The following is a 22538-nucleotide window of genomic DNA, read 5'->3' as shown; positions in this document are numbered from 1 at the left end:
AGTGACCTTAAGCACACGTCCCGGCTGGCACAAGAGGGCGTCAGTCGACCAACCACTCGCCGGTGAACTCCGGCTCGGTCTTGTTCGTGAACGCCCGGAACGCCGCGGGCGCGTCGGCGGTCGCGAAGTTGACCGACTGGGCTCGCGCCTCGGATTCCAGCGCCTCGCGGAACGTCTGCTGACCTGCGGCGTTGAGCATGTTCTTGCTCTGCGAGATCGCCACCGACGCCCCACCGGCGAGCCTGTCGGCGAGCTCGTCGACGAAGCCGTCCAGCTCGTCGTCGGCCTTCACCCAGGTCACCAGCCCGAGCTCGCGGGCCTCCTCGGCGCCGATGATCTCGCCGAGCAGCGCCAGCCGCTTGGCCTGCTGCAGACCGACCAGGCGAGGCAGCAGCCAGGAGCCGCCGAAGTCCAGCGACAGGCCGCGCTTGGCGAAGATCTGGGAGTACCGGGCGTCCGGGGCGGAGACCACCAGGTCGCAGCCCAGCGCCAGGTTCCAGCCCGCCCCCACCGCGACCCCGCGCACCTTGGCGATCACCGGCTTGGACAGCTCGTGCAGCGTCAGCGCCACGTCGTTGATCCGGTGCATGCGGCTGAGCGGATGCCCGCCCCGGTCGGCGGAGAGGTCGGCACCGGCGCAGAAGTCGCCACCGGCTCCGGTCAGCACCACGGCCCGCACGGCGTCGTCCAGCTCCGCGCCGCGCAACGCCTCGTGGAGCGCACCCCAGGTCGGCGGGTCGATGGCGTTCTTGCGCTGCGGCCGGTTCAGCGTCAGCGTCAGCACGGGCCCACGCTGCTCCACCAGAACGGTGTCACTGTCCACTGTGCTCACACGCCCTCCACCGAACTCCGATGCACTTATCGATCGCTAAGTTAACACCCGGAACACCACAACGTCACCAACCACAACGGCACGTTCCCCCACCGACGACCACGAGCGATCGCTGGTCAACGCGAGGCAGCCACCCGAAGCGCGCAAAGCAGCCGCCAGGTCAGGGCAGGTCAAGCATCGTCTCTACGGCGATCTCGCCGCTGCGATGCCCCGGGGCGAGGTTCGTCGGTTGGATGATGCGGGGCATTCGGACATGGTCTGGAGCAGGGCTGATGCTGTGGTTCGGGCGGTTCGCGATGTGGTGTGACTAGCGGGCGATGCCGGTGCCGACGAGGGTGGTGGCGTCGAGCTCGGTCAGGCCCACCTCGTCGAGGCGGGCGAGGTAGCGGTCCCGGACTCGGGCGACCTGATCCGGATCGAGGCCGCCGAGGACTCCCCGGTAGCCGGAGCCGAGGACGAGCAGCCAGGCGATCTCGGGTGTCATCGGCAGGGCGCGCTCGTGGACCGTGACGTCCACTTCGGACAGACCGAGGTCGTTCAGCCAGGCGGCGAACGTGTCCGGCTGGTTGATGCGGTCGCCCGGGCGCTTCGGCCGCTCGCCGGGCTGCTCGGCACCGGTCACCTCCGCGACGGCGAGGGCGAGCTGCCTTCCCGCCGGGTCCATCGCGCCGCGACGCCAGATCGTGAACGCGACCCGGCCTCCCGACCTGGCCGTGCCGATGAGGTGCCTGGTTCCGGCTTCCATGTCCGGGAAGAAGAAGATGCCCAGCGCCGACTGGACGAGGTCGTACCCCGCGCCGCCCCAGCTGGTGACGTCGGCTTCGTGAGCGTGCAGCTGCGGCAGCCCGGCGGCCCGTTCGCGCAGCTCGGCGATCATCGGGCCGGAGACGTCGACCGCGTCGACGAGCCCTCCGGGGCCGACCTGCCGGGCCGACGGGACCGCGGAGGCGCCCGTACCGCAGCAGGCGTCGAGGACCCGCTCACCCGGCTGCGGGCCGGCGACCGACACCGCGTCCGCACCCACCGGCTCCCAGAGGTGACGGCCGAGAGCGGCGAAGTCCGCCGCAGCGGCGTCGAACGCGTCCCGCGTGCCGACCTCGCCCTGTCGCGCCATGGCCGTCCCTCCTTCAGCCCTGGCGGGCCTTGTAGCGCGGGTTCTTCTTGTTGATCACGAAGGTCTTGCCGTGCCGGCGGATCACCTGAGCCCCGGGCTTCTGCTTCAACGACCTCAACGACTTGCGCACCTTCACCGTTCCACGACCTTTCCTCTCGGGCGATGCGCCTCAGCCTAACGAAAATGACAACCATTGTCATCACCTGGATGTCCATGGAGCTCGGGTACCGGATTTCCACTGAAATCGGGGATGGGGTCGCCGTCGGGGACCTCGGTGGGGGCGACTTGGGTCTGAACTGTCCGGGAACCGGCCTTGATCATGGGTCGGTCGGACCACAAACCGCCGCTGGCGGGGCCTCGCGTCGAACGGGGGCGGATGGCTGCGTCGGTCTCTCGATCACTGCCGTCGTCTGCGGCGGTAGCATCTGCGGTGTGCTGGAGCGGGTGCGCCTCGGCGTCCGAGCGCGTCCTCGAACCTCATGACGGCGCCGCACGCGGAGGAGACCACGTGACCGCACCCACGGATGTCCTGCGTCTCGTCACCGAAGCCCACCCGCTGCTCGCGGGCAACCGCGAGAACAACGACCGGGAGCGCAGGCTCAGCGACGAGACGGTCTCCTGCCTCGTCGGCACCGGAGTGATGCGGGCGCTGGTGCCCGCGCGCTTCGGCGGCGGGGAGTGCTCGCTGCGCACCGCCATCGAGGCGACGTGCGAGGTCGCGAAGGCCGATCCCTCCGCCGGATGGGTGGTGATGATCCTCGGCTCCGGCGCGTTCCTGAGCGGGATGTTCCCGCCGCTGGGGCAGGAGGAGGTCTACGCCGACGGCCCCGACACCCGCGTGTGCACCGTGCTCGCACCGAAGTCCACGGCGCGGGCGGTCGACGGCGGGTGGCTGCTGACCGGGCGCTGGGGCCCGGCCTCCGGGTGCCTGCACTCGCAGTGGGCGATGATCGGGTTCCCCGGCGTCGACGGCGAAGCGTCCCTCGCGCTGGTCCCGATGGCCGAACTGACCGTCGAGGACACCTGGTTCACCACCGGCATGCGGGCCACCGGCAGCAACCTGCTCGTCGGGAGCGACCTGTTCGTCCCCGAGCACCGGGTCCTGCGCTTCTCCTCGGCCATCCGCGGCCGGTACCCGGCGGGACGTCCGGCGGAGTCGCGCTACCGCTCGGCGCTGATGTCCACGCTGGCCACGTACATGATCGCGCCCTACCTCGGGATGGCCTGCGCCGCGCTGGACCACGTCGTCGCAGGTGCCGACAGCAAGGGCATCGCGTTCACCCACTACGAGCGCCAGCGCGACTCCACGGCGTTCCAGCTGGCCGTCGCCGACGCGTCGATGAAGATCGACCTGGCGCGGCTGATCGCGGAGAACTCCGCCTCCGTCGTCGACGGCCACGCCGACGCCGGAACCTTCCCCGACGACCTCACCCGGGCCAGGATCCGCCAGCACACCGGACATGCCGCCCAGCTGTGCCGGGAGGCGGTCGACGAGCTCGTCACCGCGCACGGCGCCGCGGCGTTCGCCGAGACGAGCCCGCTGCAGGCCCTCGTGCGCGACATCCACACCGCGTCCCGGCACGCCGTGGCCAATCCGGCGTCGTGCGCGGAGGTCTTCGGCCGCGCGCTGCTGGGCGTGGAGCCGAACATCACCGACATGATCTGACGCGGTCAGCCCTCGACGTACGGGATGGTTTGCGGCCCTTCGGGAAGGACGCAGACGCGGGCCTGCGGGCCCTTCGCGGCGAGCTCCTCCGCGACCGCGGTGGCGATGTCGTCGACCCGGTAGAGGTGGGCCATGCGGAGCTGCGCATCGGTGAGGTTGGTGGTGTGCACACCGACGCGGGCGGTGGCGAGCACGCGGGCGAGGATCTGCACCTGCCACTGGTCCGGAACGGTCTCCGTCCTCCCGGAGATGGTGCGCAGCAGCGCCTCCGGCGTGGGTTCGGAGGCCAGGACTTCGCGGAACGAGCCGTGATCGGGGAAGCCGTCGCTGCACTCGGCGGCGCAGATGATCAGCCCGCCCGGCTTGACGACGGTCGCGGCGGCGGTCATGCCCTTGACCGCCTGGTAGACGTTCTGGTCGAGCGGATACCCGGAGTTGGTGGTGACCACGACGTCGTAGCGCTGCGGAACCGGCCGCATCGACAGCTCGCGCACCACCTCTCGGGCGGCGGCGTGCATCGGGAGCAGGTCTCCGCCGAAGGCCTCGACGATCCGCTGCTCGCGGTTGAGCACCACGTCGAAGGCAAAGTCCACGCCGGTGCCCGCAGCGATGGCGCGGACGTCGTCGTGGACCGGGTTGCCCTCGCAGACCGCCCAGGTCGCCTGCGGGCTGGCGATGCGCGCCGCGTCGTGCAGCGTGAGCACGGTGTCCAGTCCGGCCAGACCCGGGGCGACGAGCTTGGGGCCGCCGCTGAAGCCGGCGAAGAAGTGCGGTTCGACGAAGCCGGTGGTGATCCGGACGTCGGCCTCCACCCAGTGCCGGTTGAGCGACACGGGCACTCCGTCGCCGAAAGTCCCCATCGCGCAGAGGACTTCGGGGTCCCGGCAGTCGTGGTTGATGATGCGCGTGGTGTCGACGAGCTCGTCGCCGAGCATCGCCCGCAGCTCGGAATCGGTGTTGCCGCGGTGCGTCCCGGTGGCCACGAGCAGCGTGAAGTCCTCCCGCGTCGCGATGCCCTCCAGCTCGGCGAGCAGGGCGCGCACCATCGCCTCGCGGGGCTGCGGCCGGGTCGCGTCGCAGAGCGACACCGCGATCCGCTGCCCGGCCCGCACCCGCTCGCGCAGCGGCGGGCCTGCGACCGGTTCGGCGAGCGCTCGGCGCAGCGCCGCCGCCGCGTCGGGCGCCGCAGGCGGATGGGCGGGCGCCACCACGGTCGTGCGCTCGGACGGCAGCTCGACGGTGAGCCCCGTCCTGCCGTAGGCCAGCTCCACGGACAACGTCTCCGGCATTCATCGCTCCAGGTCCACTCGGGTCTCCCCCGATCCTGACCCAGCGAACGTCGCAACGGGGAGCCCGGCCCCCTCGGGGCGCTCTTCGGCGGTCAACGCCGAATTCTCCACCCATTCGGAGCATTCGAATCCAGTTCGCCGAAGATCCGGATCAATTCGTTCCGCTTTTACGCCTAAAGCACCGGATAAGCGCTGCTCAGAATCCCCGAAAAGGGGGTTCGGAAATTTTCGCAACGGAGGATCCGCAACCGCTTGCGCCACCCCGATGTGCGCTGGCTCTCGCAGATCAATCCTGTTAAGTTAGCCTTGCCTTTGTTAGCGTTTCCGCTCGTAGCTGTGCCTTTCGGTCGTCGATCTGAGGAGAAACGTGGCCGTCGACACCCAGACCGAATCCGTAATCGGGTCGGTTCTCGAATGCGTGGGAAACACTCCTGCTGTCGCGATGAACCGGCTTTTCCCTCAATCCGATGTCGAGGTGATCGCGAAGCTCGAACTCATGAACCCCGGCGGGAGCATGAAAGACCGGTCCGCACGGCACATCGTCGAATCAGGTCTGCGCAACGGCTCGATCAAGCACGGAACCCACCTGGTGGAGAGCAGCTCCGGCAACTTCGGGATCGCGCTGGCCATCGCCGCACGCATCCACGGGCTGCGGTTCACCTGCGTGCTGGACCCCAAGGCCGTGCCCGCCAACGTCGCGATCCTCCGGCACCTGGGCGCGGAGGTGGAGATGGTCGACCAGCCGGACGAGACCGGCGGCTACCTGCACACCCGGATCCTGCGCGTGCAGGAGATCGTGGCGAACTCGCCCGGGGCGATCTGGATCAACCAGTACGCCAACGACCGCAACTGGCAGGCCCACTACTACGGCACCGGCGACGAGCTGAGCCGTCAGCTCGACGGACCGCCCACCTACCTGTTCGGGGCCGTCAGCACCACCGGCAGCCTGCTGGGCTGCTCGCGGCGACTGCGCGAGGACTTCCCCGAGATGCGGGTGGTCGCGGTGGACGCCGTCGGCTCGGTGATCTTCGGCGGCCCGCCCGGGCAGCGCGACGTGCCGGGCATCGGCGCGAGCCGGGTCCCGGAGCTGTTCAGCCCCGACGAGATCGACGAAGTGGTGCACGTCAACGACTTCGAGGCCGCCGTGGGCTGCCGCGAACTGCTCGCCACCGAAGGGATCTTCGCCGGCGGGTCGACCGGAGCGGTGGTCGCCGCCGTGCAGCGCACGCTGCCGCGACTCCCCCGCCCGTGCCGGGTGGTGGCGGTGTTCCCGGACCGCGGGGACCGCTACCTCGACCTGATCTACGACGACGACTGGTTCGACGCCGCCCGCCGGCGCTGCTCGAACTGACCAGAACACCGCAACACGAAGGAGAAGACCGGTGACCACCGAGGAATCCCCGCAGATGCTCTACCTGAGCCGCAGCGACATCGCAGCGGTCGGCGGCGCGGCGTCCGAGCTCTACGTGGAAGCGCTCAACGCCGGGTTGATCGCCCACTCCGAGGGCAAGACCGTGCAGCCGCTCAAGCCGTACCTGCGGGTGGCGGGCAAGCAGGGCCACATCGCCGACCGGATCATCGCGATGCCCGCGCACGTCGGAGATCCCGGGCTGTCCGGCATCAAGTGGATCGGCAGCAAGCACGACAACCCCGCCGAGCGCGGCAAGGAGCGCGCCAGCGCCGTCATCGTGCTCAACGACCCGGAGAGCAACTACCCGGTGGCGGTGCTCGAAGGAAGCCTGATCAGCGCCTGGCGCACCGCGGGCGTGACGTGCCTGGCCGCCCGGCACCTGGCCCGCGCCGGGTTCTCCCAGGTCGCGCTGGTGGGCTGCGGCCTCATCGGCAGCACCCAGATCACGGCGCTGCTGGAGCAGTTCGACTGCATCCAGGAGGTCCACCTGCACGACCAGCGACCGGAGGCCGCGCACGCGCTGGCCGAGCGGATCGGCCGCGAGCACCCGTCGGTCAAGGCCCACGTGACCGAGACCGCCGAAGAGGCCGTGCGAGCCGGTGACCTGGTCGTTCCGTGCACCGTCACCAGCGAGCCCTACATCGTCTCCGACTGGCTCAAGCCCGGCGCGCTGCTGTGCAACGTGTCCATCATGGACGTGCACAAGGAGGTCTTCCTCAAGGCCGACAAGGTCGTGGTGGACGACTGGGACCAGAGCAACCGCGAGAAGAAGATCATCAACCAGCTGGTGCTGGAGGGCTCGTTCTCCCGCGAGCAGTTGCACGCCGAGCTCGGCGAGATCTTGGCGGGCACCCGGCCGGGGCGCACCGATGACGACGAGATCATCGTGCTCAACCCGATGGGCATGGCCGTGGAGGACATCGCCTGCGCGGGCGCGGTCTACGAGCGCGCCAAGGAGCAGGGCGTCGGCACCTGGCTGGACCTGTACTGATGCAGGTCGGATCGGCCGAGCTGGTCATGCGGGACCTCATCGACGTGCTGCTGCAGGAGGAGCTCGTCGAGCTCACCGAGGAGCCACCGGGCTGGGGCCGGATCACGCTGGCGGCCGGCGCGGTGCGCTTCCGGATCGTCTCCGGCGGCGCGCTGCAACGCCATCGCCACGCCGGCGGCCCGGTCCTGTTCGAGGGGACGCGGTCGCTGACACCGGCCGAGCTCCTCTCGCTGGTGAGCGAGGACTCGTCCGAGGTGGCCGCGGACCTGCGGGCCGCGGTGGAGCACGCCGAGGTGCTGCGCGAGCAGCGCGCATCCCTCGACCTGACTCCGCGGGACGGCCGGCTGCTGGCCGGTGAGCGGTTGGCGGCGACGCGCAACCGCCCGTTCCACCCCACCTCCCGGGCGGCGGCGGGATGGCACGCGGAGGAGGTCGAGCGGTACGGCCCGATGCGCGGTGAGCCGTGGGGGCTGGACTGGGTGGCGGTGCGCCGCGACCGCCTCGTCCACGGCGCCGACCCGCTCTCGCACCACCTCGCCGAGCTGGTCCTCTCCCCCACCGAGCAGCGGGTGCTCGACGAGGCCGGGGAGGACTACCAGCCGATCCCGGTGCACCCGTGGCAGTTCCAGCACGTCCTGGCGGAGTCCTTCGGCGCGGAGATGGCGGAGGGGGCGGTGGTTCCGCTGGCTCGCGGGCTCGGCGGTTTCCACCCCACCTCCTCGCTGCGCACCCTGGTCTCCGAACCCGAGACCGACCGGCACGTCAAGCTCCCGCTCGGAGTGGCCACGCTGGGCGCGACGCGGCTGCTGCCGCCTCGCTACCTGGCCAACGCCGAGCGGGCCCAGCGCTGCATGGCCGATCTGCTCGACCGGGTTCCGGCGCTGGGCGAACGGGTGGCGCTGTGCGACGAGCGGGTCTGGGCCGGGTGGCACGACCCAGACGACGCGTTCGGCGATCGGCCGGGGCAGCTCGCCGCGCAGGTCCGGATCTACCCGGAGCTCGACGGCTTGGTGCTGCCGATGGCGGCGCTGGCCGCGCACGAGTGGGACGTGCTGGCACCGGCGATCTCCGAGCGGTTCGACCCGGTCCGGTTCTTCGCCGACCTGGCGCGCTCGTTCTGCGAGGTCGCGTTCGGCTTCCTGAGCCGCGGGGTGCTGCCGGAGCTGCACGGCCAGAACGTGGTGGTGCGGCTGGAAGAGGGACGCGTGGAGCAGTTCGTGCTGCGCGATCACGACACGCTGCGACTGTTCCCGGAGTGGATGCGCGCGGCCGGCACGCCGGATCCGCAGTACGTCATCAAACCCGGTGCGCCGCAGTCGCTCCGGCTCGACTCGGCGGAATCGCTGGTCGGCTACCTGCAGACCCTCGGGTTCCAGGTCAACCTCTACGGCATCGCCGACGCCCTGCGCCGTCACTTCGGCGTGGACGAGCGCGAGCTGTGGGCGCAGCTGCACCAGGCGGTGCGGGAGCTCCTGCCCTCGCAGCCCGCCGAGGTGCGCGAGGTGCTGCTGAAGTGCCTGCTGGGAGCCGACTCCTGGCCCAGCCGCCGGGTGCTGGAGCCGCTGCTGCGGCAGGGCAGCTCCAGCGGTGTGAGCATGCCCGCCGGTGTCGGGTCGGTGCCGAATCCGCTCGTCGGGGGGTTGAGGGCGTGATGTTCTCGCCGGGCAGGACCTATCCCGTGCTGTGCCTGGGGCAGTTCGCGGCGACCGCGGGACTGACGATCGTCGTCCCGCTGCTGCCGTTCTACCTGGCCGGGCTCGGCACGCCCCGAGCCGAGATCCCGTGGTGGACGGCGGTTTCGGTGGCGGCTCCAGCGGTGGTCCAGCTGGTCAGCGGGCCGTTGTGGGGTTGGGTCGGCGACCGGTTCGGCCGCAAGGCGATGGTGGTGCGCGCCCACGCGGGGCTGGGCCTGGCGATCGCGCTGATGGCGCTGGCGAGCACACCGGAGGAGTTCCTGGCCTGCCGGTTGCTGCAGGGAGCGTGCGGCGGCGTGGTCAGCGCGACCGCCTCCTACGCGACCGCGGCGGCCTCGACCGACCGCCGCGGGCGCGCGCTCGGGATGCTCTTCGGCGCCACCGCGGCGGGTTCGCTGCTGGGTCCGCTGGTGGGCGGCCTGCTGGCCACCGAGATCGGGTTCGGGCCGTTGTTCGCGGCGGTGGCGGGGATGCTCGTGCTCTCGAGCGTGCTGGCCGCGTGCTCGCTGACCGAACCACCGGCGCAGGCGCGGGAACGCCATTCGCCGCGCGCCATCGCCGGTCTCCTGCTCAGGCGCAGGGAGAGCCGCCTGATGCTGCTGGCCGGTTTCGCGGCGCAGGCCGCGATCTACGCGCTGGTGGTGGTCTTCGCACCGCAGGTCGAGCGGATGTCCGGGTCGATGGCCACCGCGACGGTGTGGGTCGGCGCTCTGCAAGCGCTGACCTGGGCGGCGTCGTGCGCGGGCAGTCCCTGGTGGGGCCGCCGCAACGACCGCAGGCCCGCGCAGCTGGGGTTCGCCGTGGCGGCGGCCTGCTGCGCGCTCGCGGTGGCGCTGCAGGGCCTGGTGAGCGTGGAGGCTTTGATCCCGCTGCGGATCGTGCAGGGCTTCTGCTTCGCGGCGCTCGTGCAGTCGGTGCTGCACGTCAACGCCCACCACGTGCCGGAGCGCGGTTCGGGCACGGCGTTCGGGTTCAGCACCGGGGTGCTCGACCTCGGTCAGGTCTTCGGCCCGCTGGCGGGCGCCGTCCTGGCGGTCCTGCTGCCACCGGCGGCGGTGTTCTCCCTCATCGGCGCGCTGCTGGGCGTCGCCGCACTGCTGGCGATGGCCGGCCGAACGAAGGAGGCGGAGGTCGTCACCGGCACCTCCGCCCCGGTTGAGACTCACGAGAAGGTGTTGCGGTGAACGACGTTGTGGCACGTGCGGCGGCCCGGCAACGGCTGCTGAACGCGCTGGTCAGGGAAGTCGGCGGCGAGTTCGGCGCCGGCTCGGTGCGGATCCCGCTGCGCACCGGGTCCGGGCGTCCGAGCAGCGTGTGCGCGGAGGTCCGGCACCGGTCCGAGATCGGGCACCACGTCTACGGGGCGGAGGTGTCGCGGGACGGGGTCGTGCTGGAGCACGAGGAGTTCGTGGCGCTGGTGGCCGACGAGCTGGCCGGGCGCTGCGCGACGGCACCGCAGGAAGCGGTGGAGCGCTTCCGGCGCCAGGTCGCCAACAGCGTCGCCCGGACGGCGCGCTACCTGGACCGGCCCGCGTTCGCGAGCGCGACCGGTCCGGCGGAGATCACCCGGCAGGCGGAGCAGTCGCTGCTGCTGGGGCACCCGTTCCACCCGACGCCCAAGAGCGCGGAGGGGATCAGCGACGAGGACCTGGAGCGCTACGCCCCGGAGCTCGGCGCGTCGTTCCCGCTGCACCACTGGGCCGCCGCGCCCGAGCTGCTGGTCGAGGAGCGGGTCGGCGACGGGCCGTGGCTCCCGCAGGAGGACCTCTCGGTCCTCCCCGTGCACCCGTGGCAGGACCGCTACCTGCGGGAACAGCCCCGGGTGCAGGAGCTGATCGAGGCGGGGCGGCTGACCCCGCTGGGCCCGGTGGGAGCGCGGGTGTACGCGACGTCCTCGGTGCGCACCGTCTGCGACCCCGGGTTCCCGACCGCGTGGAAGCTGCCGCTGCACGTGCGCATCACCAACTTCGTGCGCAACAACCCCGTCGAGCACCTGCACCGCGCCGCCGACGCCGGGCGCTTGGTGGCGGCGCTCGAGAAGCACTGGGATCACGAGGGGTTCGAGGTACTGCCGGAGACCGGGTACCGCACCCTCGACCCGGCGGCGGTCGGCGACCTGGCGGCGGACTTCGCCGTGCTGTTCCGCCGGAACCCGTTCGCGGGCACCGACATCGCGCCGCGCGTGCTCGCGGCGCTGCTGGAGGACCGGGTCGACGGGCGTCCGGCGCTCGTGGACCTCGTCGAGCAGGCGGGCCCGCTGACCGCCGAGCACGTCGCCGAGTGGCTGCGCCGCTACCTGCGGATCTCGCTGGGACCGCTGCTGGCGGTGTTCACCGACGACGGCATCGGCTTCGAAGCCCACGTGCAGAACAGCCTGCTGCACACCGAAGAGGGGTGGCCCAGCCGGTTCTACGTGCGCGACATGGAAGGCACCAGCGCCGACCGCGATCGCGTCCCGGACGGGATCCTGCCCCCGACCAGCCCGGTGCTCTACGACGACGCCGAAGCGTGGCACCGGTTGCGGTACCACCTGGTCACCAACCACCTCGGGCACGTGGTCGCGGTGCTCGGCCGGTGCACACCCGCCGGTGAGCGGGTGCTGTGGCAGGTCGTGCGCGAGTTCCTGCGCGGCGTCCCCGGGCGCTACGCGGCCGAACTGCGCGAGGCGCCGACACTGCCCGCCAAGGCGAACCTGCTCAGCCGGTTCGCCGAGCGCGGTGAGAACCCGCTCTACGTCGACATCCCCAACCCGATTCACGAGGTGAGCCGATGACCGCCGAGCTCGTGCAGGCAGCGCTGAGCGACCCCCGCGCCGCGGACGTGCGACGCCGCGTGTTCCGGCAGCTGGTCGAATCCCTGCTCTACGAAGGCGCTGTGCGCACCGACCGGGAGGGCGACGAGCACGTCGTCACCGGCGTCGACCACGACGGCCAACCCGTCCGCTACTCCTTCAGCGCGGTGCGCCGGTTCGGGTTCGGCCGGGTCGGGCTGACCTCGCCGGTGCTGCGCGACGGCGTCGAGGCCGAGTCGGTCACGCGGTTCCTCTCGGAGGTCCGCAAGTCCCTGGACGCCGACCCCGACCACCTCCCCGGCTTCGCCCGCGAGCTGGAGGAGACCCTGTTCAAGGACGCGCTGTCGGAGCACCTCCGCGAGGACCCACCGTCCACTGCGGACCACGACGTGCTGGAATCGGCCATCACCGACGGGCATCGCTACCACCCGACGTACAAGTCGCGCCTCGGGTTCGACGTCGCCGACGACATCGCCTTCGGCCCGGAGTTCGCCCACCCGCTGCGCCCGCTGTGGCTGGCGGCGCACCGCGACATCACCGAGGTCAGCGGTTCCGCGTCCCTCGGCTGCGACTACGTGACCGAGCAGCTGGGCACCGCGGTCGAGGACTTCCACCGCCGGATCGAGGACGCCGGCCGCGATCCGGACGACTACGTGCTGGTCCCGGTGCACCCGTGGCAGTGGCGGGAGCGCATCGCGCGGGCGTTCTCCGAGCAGCTCGGCCGCGGTGAGCTGATCCCGCTGGGCGACGACCCGCACGAGTTCCTCGCCCAGCAGTCGATCCGCACCCTGACCTGCCGCGACGCCCCCGAACGCCCGTACCTCAAGCTGTCGATGTCGATGGTGAACACCTCCACCAGCCGCGGACTGGCCGCGCACACCGTGCGCAACGCCCCGCGCATCACAGACTGGCTGCGCGAGGTCGTCGCCGGCGACGACTACCTGTCCGGCGAGCTGCGGCCGATCCTGCTCGGCGAGGAGCTGGGCGTGTCGGTGACGCCGGAAGCCGACCTGCTGCAGGCCGACACCTACGGCGCGCTCGCGTGCATCTGGCGCGAGAGCCTGCACCCGCACCTGGGAACCGGGGAGCGGGCGATCCCGTTCACCGGCCTGACCGCCTGCCTGCGGGACGGGACACCGCTGATCGACGCGTGGGTGCGCGATACCGGGGTCGAGGACTGGGTGCGCCAGGTGGTGCGGGTCAGCGCCCTGCCGCTGGTGCACCTGCTGTGCGCGCACGGCGTCGCGCTGGAGTCGCACGCGCAGAACATGGCCCTGGTGCACGTCGACGGGAAGCCGGAACGCGTGGTGCTCAAGGACTTCCACGACGGCGTGCGCTTCTCCCGGGAGCACCTCGCGAAACCCGCGCCGGAGCTGGCGGGAACGCCCGCGCACCACCAGAACCGCAACTCCTTCGTCGAGACCAACGAGCTGAGCCTGGTCACCGACTTCCTGCTGGACGCGTTCTTCTTCATCAACCTCGGTGAGCTCGCCCTCTTCCTCGCCGACCACTACGGCTTCGCCGAGCAGGACTTCTGGCGGGTCGTGGTCGAGGAGATCCGCGCCTACCAGCGCCGATTCCCCGAGCTGGCGGCGCGCTTCGAGCTGTTCGACCTGTTCACCCCGGCGATCGAGGTGGAGCAGCTGACCACCCGCAGGCTGCACCCGGACACCGAGCTGCGGCTGCACGCCGTGCCCAACCCGCTGGCGGAGGTGGAGCGGTGCTGAAGCCCAACACCGTCAAGCGCCGGCTCGCCGAGGGCGGCGAGAGCTACGGGCTGTTCTGCTCCATCCCGTCACCGCCGCTGGTGGAGATGATCGGGTGCGCGGGCTACGACTTCGTCATCCTCGACACCGAGCACTCCCTGGTCGACCCGCAGCAGCTGGAGAACCTCATCCGGGCGGCCGAAGCGGTCGACCTGGTCCCCTTCGTCCGCGTCCCCGAAGCCGACCCCGGCGCGATCCTGCAGGCCTTGGACGCGGGTGCGCTGGGCGTGGTGGTGCCGCACGTGCGGTGCCGCGCGGACGTGGACGCGGCGATCCGCGCCGCCCGCTACGCACCGGAGGGCATGCGCAGCCTCAACGGGGGCCGGGTGCCGGGCTTCGGGCGCATCGAGCTCACCGAGTACGTGCGCCGGGCCAACGAGGAGACCATGGTCATCGCGATGATCGAGGACGCCGAGGGCGTCGACGAGCTGCCGTCGATCCTCGCCGGTGGCGGCGTCGACCTGGTGCTGGAGGGCGCGGCGGACCTGTCGCAGTCCTACGGCGTCGCGTGGCAGACGCGGCATCCGCTGGTCCAGGAGGCGCTGGCCCGCGTGCACGCCGAATGCGACGCCCACCGAGTGCCCTACTGCGCGATCCCGCGCACCCCCGAGGACCACGAGCGGTGGCGCGCGGCCGGGGTGCGCACCTTCGTGCTCGGCGAAGAACGCGGCCTGGCCGCCCGCGCGCTGCGCGCCCACCTCGACCGACACCGGGAGAAGGAATGACTGAGCGACTCGAAGGACTCGTGCGGGAACGCGTCGGCGGCGACCCGGTGTGCCTGTTCGCCTACGACCTCGACCGGCTGACCGACCACGTCCGCGCGATCACGGCCACCCTGCCGCGCCGCTGCCGGATGTTCTACGCGATGAAGGCCAACAGCGCCGATCCGCTGCTGCGGGCGCTGGCTCCGCTGGTCGCCGGGTTCGAGATCGCCTCGGGCGGTGAGCTGGACAAGGCGCGCGCCGTCGGCGCCGACGTCCCGGTGATCTTCGGCGGTCCGGCCAAGACGCCCGCGGAGATCGAGCAGGCGCTCAAGCAGGGCGTGCAGCGGTTGCACGTGGAGAGCCCGCTGGAGCTGCACCGGGTTTCGGCCGCGGCGACCCGGCTGGGCACGACGGCGGAGGTGCTGCTGCGGGTCAACCTCTCGGGCCCCTTCCCGACCGCGACCCTGGCGATGGCGGGCAAGCCCACCCAGTTCGGCATCGACGAGCAGGACCTGCCCGGCTGCGTCTCCGCGGCCCGCGAGCTGCCCGGTGTGCGGCTTGCCGGATTCCACCTGCACTCGCTGTCCAACAACCTCTCCGCCGACGCCCACCTGGAGCTGCTGGCGCACTACGGGCGCACGGTGTCGCGGTGGGAGCGGGAGTTCGGGCTGCGCTGCGAGGTGATCAACGTCGGCGGCGGCATCGGCGTCGACTACGCCCGGCTGGACCGGCAGTTCGACTGGCCGACGTTCGCCCGGCGCCTGCCGTCGGTGCTCGCCGAGTTCCCCGCGCACGTCCGGGAGATCGACTTCGAGTGCGGGCGCTACCTGGTCGCCGAATGCGGCAGCTACGCCGTGGAGGTGCTGGACGTCAAGCGCAACCACGGCGTGCAGTACGCGCTGGTGCGGGGTGGGACCCACCAGTTCCGGCTGCCGTCGTCCTGGCAGCACAGCCACCCGTTCGCGGTGCTGCCGGTGGACCGCTGGGAGTCGACGGCGCCGCGTCCGGAGGCGAGCGGGCCGGTCACCGTGGTCGGCGAGCTGTGCACCCCGAAGGACGTCCTCGCCCGCGACGTGCCGGTGGAGCGCATCCGCCCAGGCGACGTGCTGGTCTTCAGCCACGCCGGGGCCTACGGCTGGGAGATCTCGCACCACGACTTCCTCAGCCACCCGCATCCCGAGCACGTCTTCTTCTGATCCCGCGCGCGGCGGGCCTGGCCCGCTCGACCGGCCGGGCCCACCGCTCGTGGGTACCGTTGGCCCTGAACCTCCCGTGCAGGGCTTCAACTCGGGTTGAAGCGGAAGGTGTGGGGTCTGGCAGCCATGACGTCGCGGAGCCTGGGTGAACCGAGCCGATCTCCGTTCGCGCTCCCGCGCGGTGCGCGCGGCCGGATGGCCGGGCGCTTCATGCTGTGGGCGAACCGCCAGGAGGAGGTGCTCGACCTCCTCGACGTCCCGGCCGGGGCGGAGGTCCTCGAAGTCGGCTACGGACCCGGCGGATTGATCCGCCTCCTGACGCGGACTCGCGCGAGGCGGATCTGCGGCGTCGACCCGTCGGCGGAGATGCGCGATCTCGCGAGCCGTCCGCACTCCGACGCGATCGACGCGGGCCGGATCGACCTGCGGCTGGGCACCGCCGCCGACACCGGTTTCCCCGACGCGGTTTTCGACCGCGTCGTCGCGGTGAACAACGTGGCCATCTGGCCGGACCTCGACGCGGGCATCGCCGAGCTGCACCGGGTGACCCGACCCGGCGGGCGGCTGCTGATCGCCTGCCACGGCGGGACGAAACCGTCGTTCCTCACGCGCAGCAACGCGCTCTCCGAGGACAAGATCGACCGGATCGAGCGAGCGCTGCGCGGCGTCTTCTCCGAGGTCTCCCGCCACGATCTGACCTCCCTCACCGGCTTCACCGCGGTCCGCTGAAGCGGTTTCTTGACTTGTTCTGCGTGGCGGTGCGGCTGCCCGCCCCAGAAGACGTGTCAGAACCCGCGGCGGTGCGAGCTGAGTCCCACACCTGACACCAACAGCGGCTCCGCCGCTTCTCGAGCAACGCTCAGCCGTTCGACTTCTGGTCATCCGCTTGGCGGGGCGCCGATCGCCGGGCATGCTGTGCGCGGCGCCGAAGTCCCCTGGAGGATGATCGATATGCCGCGTCCGCGGCTGGCCGTCTGCGTGGCCGCCATCGGCCTGGTCCTGGCCGCGTGCACCGCTCCCCCGCCACAACCCGCGGTTGACCCGGCGCGACCGAACATCGTGTTCGTGCTGGTCGACGACATGGACCAGGGGCTGGTCCGGTTCATGCCGGAGGTGCAGCGGATGCAGCGGGACGGCGTGACGTTCTCGAACTCCACCGTCACCGATTCGCTGTGCTGCCCGTCGCGCGCGTCGCTGCTGTCGGGGAAGTACCCGCACAACACCGGCGTGTTCACCAATGAGCCCCCGGACGGCGGGTTCGCGGTGTTCCACCGCCGCGACGAGCGCGACACCCTGGGCACCCAGCTGCAGCAGGCCGGGTACCGGACGGGGTTCATGGGCAAGTACCTCAACGGCTACCAACCGGGCCGGACGCTCGGCGGCGAGCGGCCTTTCGTGCCGCCGGGCTGGGACGAGTGGGCCGTGGCGGGCAACGGCTACGACGAGTACGACTACCAGCTCAACGTCAACGGCCGCGTGCGGTCGCACGGTCACCGGCCCGGCGACTACCTGACCGACGTGCTGGCCCAGCGCGGCAACGACTTCATCCGCTCCAGCGCCGCCCGGGGCATGCCCTTCTTCCTGGAGGTCGCGCCGTTCGCGCCGCACGGGCCGTTCACCCCGGCTCCTCGGCACGCCGAGGAGTTCCCGGGGCTGACCGCACCGCGCACCCCAGCTTTCGACGAACCGGACCGCTCGGACAAACCGGCGTGGCTGCGCGCGCTCCCGCCGCTGCCCGCGGCGAAGGCCCAAGCGGCGGACGTGAAGTTCCGCAAGCGAGCGCAGTCGTTGCTGGCCGTGGACGAGATGCTCGCCGGTTTCCGGCGCACGCTCGCCGAGACCGGGCAGGCGCAGCGCACGCACGTCATCTTCACCTCCGACAACGGGTTCCACCTCGGTGAGCACGCGCTGCCCGAGGGCAAGCAGACGGCGTTCGACACCGACGTGCGGGTCCCGCTGATCGCCACCGGACCGGGTGTCCCGGCCGGGCGGACGGTCCCGGATTCGGTGCAGAACATCGACTTCCGCCCGACCTTCGCCGAACTCGCCGGTGCACCACCACGTCCCGACATCGACGGCACCGGATTCGCTTCCCTGCTGCGCGGCGAGACCGGAACGGGCAGGAACGTCGCGCTCGTCGAGCACCACGAGCCGCGCGTCTCGCAGGAGGACCCCGATCGCCAGGAGAAGCCGGACGGGATCCCGCCGACCTACACCGCGATCAGGACTCCGGAGGGAACCTACGTCGAGTACGTCAACGGCGAGCGCGAGTTCTACGACGCCCGGACCGACCCGTTCCAGCTGACCAACACCTACCCGAGCCTGCCGCCCGAGCGCCGCGACGAGCTCCACCGCGTCCTCACCGGCCTCGCCGCCTGCAGGGGCGAAGCGCAGTGCACCGAGGCGGCAACGGCACCCTGATGTCCACTGTGGACTGAGGTTCGACTTCCCAGATCATTCGCCTATCGTCGGCTTGGTCGACACGAGGAACGGGGACAGCATGGGCAAGCTCGACGGCCAGGTCGCTTTCATCACCGGTGCCGGGCGCGGCCAGGGCCGCAGTCACGCCGTCCGGCTGGCCAGCGAGGGCGCCGACATCATCGCCACCGACGCCCCCGCCCCGGTCGGGTCGGTCCGGTACCCGCTGGCCACCGCCGACGACCTGGCCGAAACGGCCCGGCAGGTCGAGGCCGTCGGCCGCCGCGTCGTCGCGCGCAACGCCGACGTGCGGGACTCCACCGCGCTGGCCGAGGTCGCCCGGGCGGGCGTGGACGAGTTCGGGCGGCTGGACGTCGTGCTGGCCAACGCCGGGATCTTCAGCGCCGAGCCGACGCTGTCGATGAGCGACGAGACCTGGCAGGACATGATCGACATCAACCTCACCGGGGTGTTCAAGACGATCAAAGCCGCCGTCCCGCACGTCGTCGAGGGCGGGCGCGGCGGATCGGTGGTCATCACCAGCTCGCTGGCCGCGCTGCACGTCAACGACCACACCGCGCACTACTCGGCAGCCAAGTCCGGCCTGGTCATGATGATGAAGGTCCTGGCCAAGGAACTCGCGCCGCACAACATCCGGGTCAACACGGTGCACCCGACGACCGTGGGCACGGACATGATCCACAACGACGCCATCTACGGCCTCTTCCGGCCCGACCTGGAGAACCCGATGCGCGAGGACTTCGAGGAGGTCGTCCGCGGCATCAACCGCCTCCCGGTGGCCTCCCTGGAACCGGGCGACGTCACCAGCACGGTCCTGCACCTGGTCTCCGACGGCGGCCGCTACATCACCGGCACCACGATCCCCATCGACGCCGGAGCCGGGCTCTGACCCGCGACCCGTCGCCGGCCCCGACGAGGTGACGCGCCGTCCGGGTGACGCGCACCGAGGTCTCTTGCCTACGAGAAGATTCCATGTGAGATTATTTTGCGTGCCGGGCGAAGAGGGCCGCGGGCAACCGGAAGAGGACGAAGATCAGCCACTTCGCGCCGAATCCTGTTGCGTCCGAAGGCATACCGCGCGGTAACGTCGTGATCGTGGCCACCGAGCAAGCAGGAGCAGGCATGTCCGAGACGCCTTCACCGGCGCCGAGTTCCGCACCCGTCGGCGTGGACACGACCCAAGCCAGCATCGCCCGCGTCTACGACGCCGCGCTCAACGGCAAGGACAACTTCGAGGTCGACCGCCGAGTGCTGCACGAGGTCGGTCAGGCGGCCCCGGAGGTCAAGGACATGGCGTGGTCCAACCGCCGGTTCCTGAACAGGGCGTGCCGGCACCTCGCCGACCAGGCCGGCGTCCGGCAGTTCCTCGACTGCGGTTCGGGCCTGCCGACCGCGGAGAACACGCACCAGATCGTGCAGCGGGTGGCTCCCGACACCGACGTCGTCTACATCGACAACGACCCGGTGGTCATCGCGCACGGCAAGGCGCTGCTCGAGGAGAACGACCACACCCACTTCGCCTCCGCCGACATCTTCAACCCCGACGAGGTGCTGGCCCACGACACCGTCCGCAGGCACCTCGACTTCGACGAGCCGATCGCGCTGCTGCAGGTCGGCACCCTCCACCACCACCTCGGCGACGACGGCCCGGATCTGATGCGGACCTACATCGACGCGCTCGCCCCCGGCAGCTACGTCGTCATCGCGCACTTCTTCGACCCGCAGACCCCGGAGCACAGCGCGCTGGCCCGCAAGATGGAGGAGCTCTTCCTGCACAGCCCGATGGGTTCGGGCCGCTTCCGCACCCGCGACGAGATCCGCGCGCTGCTCCCGGGACTCGACATCCTGCCGCCCAGCCTGGGTGCCCCGGCCGACGTCGAGCTCTGCGACCTCTGGTGGCCGAACGGTCCCAGGTCCCGCCCGCTGAACCAGGCCGAGAGCTGCATCGCCGGCGTGGTGGGTCGCAAGAACTAGCGCGGGCGCGCGCCGATGAGTCCACATCGGACACGCGCTCCGGACGCCTCAGCGCATCGGCAGCAGTTCCGGCCGCTTCGCGGTCCGGCCGTCGCCGGACGATCGCCCGGTGATCCGCCGCCACAACCACGGCGCCAGGAACTCGGCAGCCCAGCGGATCTCGCCTGCGACCATCCGCGGCATTCCGGGTGCTCGGCGTTCCGGAAGCGGGTCGCTCCACGAATCGTCGCTTCCGGGCAGTCCCAGCGCGTGCGCGAAGCCGTCGGCCAGCAACGCGTGGCCCGCCGGGTTGAGGTGCAGGCGGTCGTGGCTCCAGATCCGGCGGTCCGCGCACACCGGGAACCGGTCCGCCTCGACGACCGCGGCACCGTGCTTCGCGGCGATCTCGCGCACGCGCGCGTTGAACTCGGTGAGCCGCGGCTGCCAGCGGCGGGCGATCGGCGCGATCTCGCCGATGTCGGGGTAGGTCACGGTGGCCACGCGCGCACCCGACCGGCTGAGCGCGCCGATCATCTGGTCCAGCTGCGCGGCGACCGCGTCACCGTCGTACTCGCTGCGCAGCACGTCGTTGAGACCCGCGACCACGGTGGCGAGATCGGGTTCGAGCTCCAGCGCGGGTCCGAGCTGCCGAGCGCGCACCTCGCCGATCAGGTTGCCGCGCACGGCCAGGTTGGCGTAGCGGAAATCCGGGTCCAGACCCGCGATCTTCTCCGCGAGCCGGTCCGCCCAGCCGCGCAGGCCGCGCTCGTCATCGCCGTCCCCCACGCCTTCCGTCTGGCTGTCCCCGATCGCCACGTACCGCGCGTACATGTCCACCTTCGCTCTGCGACATCACTTCCCCGTCCCGGCACAGCAAACCATCCCGAGGCGAAAGAACGCGGGCCCTACCGCTTTTCACCGGCCGGCACCAGAGTCTTCCCCGGTGAATTCCGATTTCGCAGAGTCACATGTCGCGACCGCACGTAGTCATCGGGAGTTTTTCCTCATGCGCCCGACCGGAGCAACCGCGCATGTGTCATCGTCGGGCACATGGGGACCGAGGTATGGGTGACGTGGATCCCGGCTGTCCTGGCTCTCGTGGCCGCCGGCGTCTCCGGCTGGCTGCTGTGGTCGGCTCGGAAGACCGCTGAGGAGACCACCCGCCGCTCCGAGACCGTGCGCCGGCTGACCGCGGCGGTCGAGGCCAACACGGAGAAGACCGGCCGCGCGGCCACGACCGCCACCGAGCAGGCCGAGCGCGCCTGGGAGCAGGTGAAGCTGTCCCGGAGCCAGCTGGACGAAGCGCGCGAGGAGCGCCACGCCAGCACGCAGGCCGAGCAGTGGGAGTGGGCCTACGCGTTGACCACGGCCGCCCGCGAACTGGTCAACAGCTGCCACGAGCTCATCCGCATGTCCCTGGACTCGCAGGTCGCCCCGCACTACCGGACGGCCGCCGACCGGCACTACCGCCAGGCCGGGCAGCGCTGGCAGGACACCATGATCAAGGCGATCTCGCGCACCCAACCGCCGCTGGAGATGCAGCAGCAGGTCGCCACGTTCGCCGAGGTGCACCAGCGCCTGCACGGCCAGCTGGGCGTGCTGCTGCGCGCCGTCGAGACCAACACGCTCGCCGAGGGCGACACGCTGACCAAGCAGATCCACGGCATGCGCCACGAGCTCAACAACGCGCACCGCAACCTGCAGCGCATCGTCAGCTCGAACCTGTCGAGCACCTCGACCCAGGACCAGGGCTCGCAGACCAGCTCCACCCAGCAGACGCAGCTCAACCAAGCCGTCACCCCCGGCCCGTCGCACGCCGCGCAGCAGACCCAGCTCACCCCGCCTGCGACCCCCAGCGCGTCGCAGGCGAGCGCCGCGCAGACGCAGCTCACCCCGGCGGTCCCGCCGAGCTCGTCCCAGACCGGCCGCAACCAGCAGGTCCAGGCCAACCCGCCCCAACCGGTCGATCCCTCGACCCAGCAGCTCGCCAACCGCCCCGCACGCGCCTGAGTCAGGCCGCTCCCACACCCAGCATCGGCAGGCAGGGAGCCAACCCCTCGATCTCGACCGGAACCGACCGGTGGGCCTCCCAGGACTCGCGGGTGAGCCTGAGCCGCTGCTCCACCCTCAGCTCGCCGCGGAGCGCGCTTCGCTGAACGCCGTCGGCCTCGTAACCGAGCCCGCGCGAGATCCGGAGCGACGCCTCGTTCCCCTCCGCAGCGGAGGAGCGGGCGTGCCGGGCTCCGATCCCGGCGAAGGCGAGGTGCAGCACCGCTTCCCGCATCTCGGCACCGATCCCCCGGCCCTGGTGGGCCTGCCCGATCCACGATCCCGTGCTCACCTCGCGCGTGACGGCGAAGTCCCGGCCGTGGACGCTCTGCTGCCCGACGATGACGCCGTCCAGGAACACGCCGAAGCCGATCGACCAGTCCTGCGGGCTCCACTCGGCCAGCTTCGCCCAGTTGTGCTGGACCACGTTCAGCGCGACCCGTTGGGGCGGGTGATCGGTCCACGGAACGCTGAACGGCATGAACGCCGGGTCGTGCACCCCTCGGGCGGCCAGCTCCGCCAGATCACCGAGCTCGTCCTGCGAGGGCAGCCGCAACACCAGCCTCGGCGTGGTCACCCTCAGCCCGAAGAGCGGGAAGACGTCGATCAACATCCACCCATGATGCCGCCGATCCCGCTCGGG

20 protein-coding genes are annotated in these 22538 nt (G+C 71.2%); 14 read left to right on the top strand and 6 right to left on the bottom strand.

What is annotated here, in order from left to right; genetic code table 11:
• Positions 1-40 precede the first annotated feature (40 nt).
• The 3 genes from KBO27_RS05570 to ykgO form a co-directional block, all read right to left on the bottom strand.
• The gene (locus KBO27_RS05570; RefSeq protein ID WP_307870252.1) at positions 41-832 is read right to left on the bottom strand and encodes an enoyl-CoA hydratase/isomerase family protein; all 792 of its coding nucleotides are present in this window, start codon (positions 830-832) and stop codon (positions 41-43) included.
• Positions 833-1139: 307 nt separating this feature from the next.
• On the bottom strand, positions 1140-1946 hold the full coding sequence (locus tag KBO27_RS05565) for a class I SAM-dependent methyltransferase (RefSeq protein ID WP_210968863.1): 807 nt from the start codon (positions 1944-1946) through the stop codon (positions 1140-1142).
• 13 nt (positions 1947-1959) lie between these two features.
• Entirely contained in the window at positions 1960-2082 is a 123-nt protein-coding gene (gene ykgO, locus KBO27_RS05560) for a type B 50S ribosomal protein L36 (RefSeq protein WP_093416249.1), read from the bottom strand.
• A gap of 372 nt (positions 2083-2454) precedes the next feature.
• Here ykgO and KBO27_RS05555 point away from each other — a divergent pair, with 372 nt between their 5' ends.
• Entirely contained in the window at positions 2455-3612 is a 1158-nt protein-coding gene (locus tag KBO27_RS05555; RefSeq protein ID WP_307870251.1) for an acyl-CoA dehydrogenase family protein, read from the top strand.
• Between the two features lie 5 nt (positions 3613-3617).
• Here KBO27_RS05555 and larA read toward each other — a convergent pair whose 3' ends face one another.
• On the bottom strand, positions 3618-4901 hold the full coding sequence (gene larA / locus KBO27_RS05550; protein WP_210968861.1) for a nickel-dependent lactate racemase: 1284 nt from the start codon (positions 4899-4901) through the stop codon (positions 3618-3620).
• Positions 4902-5268: 367 nt separating this feature from the next.
• Between larA and sbnA the strand changes: the two genes are divergently transcribed.
• The 12 genes from sbnA to KBO27_RS05490 all read left to right on the top strand — a co-directional run bounded on the left by sbnA (position 5269) and on the right by KBO27_RS05490 (position 19867).
• Positions 5269-6252 (top strand): 2,3-diaminopropionate biosynthesis protein SbnA, encoded by a 984-nt coding sequence (gene sbnA / locus KBO27_RS05545; RefSeq protein ID WP_210968860.1) that lies wholly within the window; start codon positions 5269-5271, stop codon positions 6250-6252.
• A gap of 31 nt (positions 6253-6283) precedes the next feature.
• Positions 6284-7303 (top strand): 2,3-diaminopropionate biosynthesis protein SbnB, encoded by a 1020-nt coding sequence (gene sbnB / locus KBO27_RS05540; protein ID WP_307870250.1) that lies wholly within the window; start codon positions 6284-6286, stop codon positions 7301-7303.
• Complete coding sequence (locus tag KBO27_RS05535; protein ID WP_210968859.1) at positions 7303-8955, top strand: IucA/IucC family protein; 1653 nt, start codon at positions 7303-7305, stop codon at positions 8953-8955. The genes sbnB and KBO27_RS05535 overlap by 1 nt, the downstream gene beginning before the upstream one ends.
• Complete coding sequence (locus KBO27_RS05530; protein ID WP_210969234.1) at positions 8955-10181, top strand: MFS transporter; 1227 nt, start codon at positions 8955-8957, stop codon at positions 10179-10181. The genes KBO27_RS05535 and KBO27_RS05530 overlap by 1 nt, the downstream gene beginning before the upstream one ends.
• Complete coding sequence (locus KBO27_RS05525) at positions 10178-11770, top strand: IucA/IucC family protein (protein WP_210968858.1); 1593 nt, start codon at positions 10178-10180, stop codon at positions 11768-11770. The genes KBO27_RS05530 and KBO27_RS05525 overlap by 4 nt, the downstream gene beginning before the upstream one ends.
• On the top strand, positions 11767-13515 hold the full coding sequence (locus KBO27_RS05520; RefSeq protein WP_210968857.1) for an IucA/IucC family protein: 1749 nt from the start codon (positions 11767-11769) through the stop codon (positions 13513-13515). The genes KBO27_RS05525 and KBO27_RS05520 overlap by 4 nt, the downstream gene beginning before the upstream one ends.
• Positions 13509-14279, top strand: a complete 771-nt coding sequence (locus tag KBO27_RS05515) for an HpcH/HpaI aldolase family protein (RefSeq protein WP_210968856.1) — start codon at positions 13509-13511, stop codon at positions 14277-14279. Before KBO27_RS05520 ends, KBO27_RS05515 begins: the two co-directional genes overlap by 7 nt.
• Positions 14276-15454 carry a type III PLP-dependent enzyme gene (locus KBO27_RS05510; protein WP_210968855.1) on the top strand — a complete coding sequence of 393 codons (1179 nt, stop codon included), beginning with the start codon at positions 14276-14278 and terminating at the stop codon, positions 15452-15454. The genes KBO27_RS05515 and KBO27_RS05510 overlap by 4 nt, the downstream gene beginning before the upstream one ends.
• A gap of 126 nt (positions 15455-15580) precedes the next feature.
• Positions 15581-16183: a class I SAM-dependent methyltransferase gene (locus tag KBO27_RS05505; protein WP_210968854.1), complete on the top strand. Its 603-nt coding sequence runs from the start codon at positions 15581-15583 to the stop codon at positions 16181-16183.
• Between the two features lie 222 nt (positions 16184-16405).
• Positions 16406-17875: a sulfatase family protein gene (locus KBO27_RS05500; RefSeq protein WP_246536319.1), complete on the top strand. Its 1470-nt coding sequence runs from the start codon at positions 16406-16408 to the stop codon at positions 17873-17875.
• A gap of 52 nt (positions 17876-17927) precedes the next feature.
• Positions 17928-18782, top strand: coding sequence for a mycofactocin-coupled SDR family oxidoreductase (locus tag KBO27_RS05495; RefSeq protein ID WP_307870249.1), 855 nt, complete (start codon positions 17928-17930; stop codon positions 18780-18782).
• 233 nt (positions 18783-19015) lie between these two features.
• Positions 19016-19867, top strand: coding sequence for an SAM-dependent methyltransferase (locus KBO27_RS05490; protein WP_210968852.1), 852 nt, complete (start codon positions 19016-19018; stop codon positions 19865-19867).
• Positions 19868-19915: 48 nt separating this feature from the next.
• Here the strand turns inward: KBO27_RS05490 and KBO27_RS05485 are convergent, their stop codons facing one another.
• Positions 19916-20677 carry an SGNH/GDSL hydrolase family protein gene (locus KBO27_RS05485; RefSeq protein WP_210968851.1) on the bottom strand — a complete coding sequence of 254 codons (762 nt, stop codon included), beginning with the start codon at positions 20675-20677 and terminating at the stop codon, positions 19916-19918.
• A 219-nt stretch (positions 20678-20896) separates the two neighbouring features.
• On the opposite strand from KBO27_RS05485, the gene KBO27_RS05480 reads away from it, so the two are divergent.
• Entirely contained in the window at positions 20897-21856 is a 960-nt protein-coding gene (locus KBO27_RS05480; protein ID WP_246536318.1) for a hypothetical protein, read from the top strand.
• A gap of 1 nt (position 21857) precedes the next feature.
• Here the strand turns inward: KBO27_RS05480 and KBO27_RS05475 are convergent, their stop codons facing one another.
• On the bottom strand, positions 21858-22508 hold the full coding sequence (locus KBO27_RS05475; RefSeq protein WP_210968850.1) for a GNAT family N-acetyltransferase: 651 nt from the start codon (positions 22506-22508) through the stop codon (positions 21858-21860).
• Between the last annotated feature and the right edge of the window lie 30 nt (positions 22509-22538).

Source organism: Saccharopolyspora endophytica (genome assembly GCF_018070075.1).
Taxonomy (GTDB): domain Bacteria; phylum Actinomycetota; class Actinomycetes; order Mycobacteriales; family Pseudonocardiaceae; genus Saccharopolyspora; species Saccharopolyspora endophytica.
Note: the sequence above shows the minus strand (reverse complement) of the source record. Positions and strands in the feature narration are given on the sequence as shown.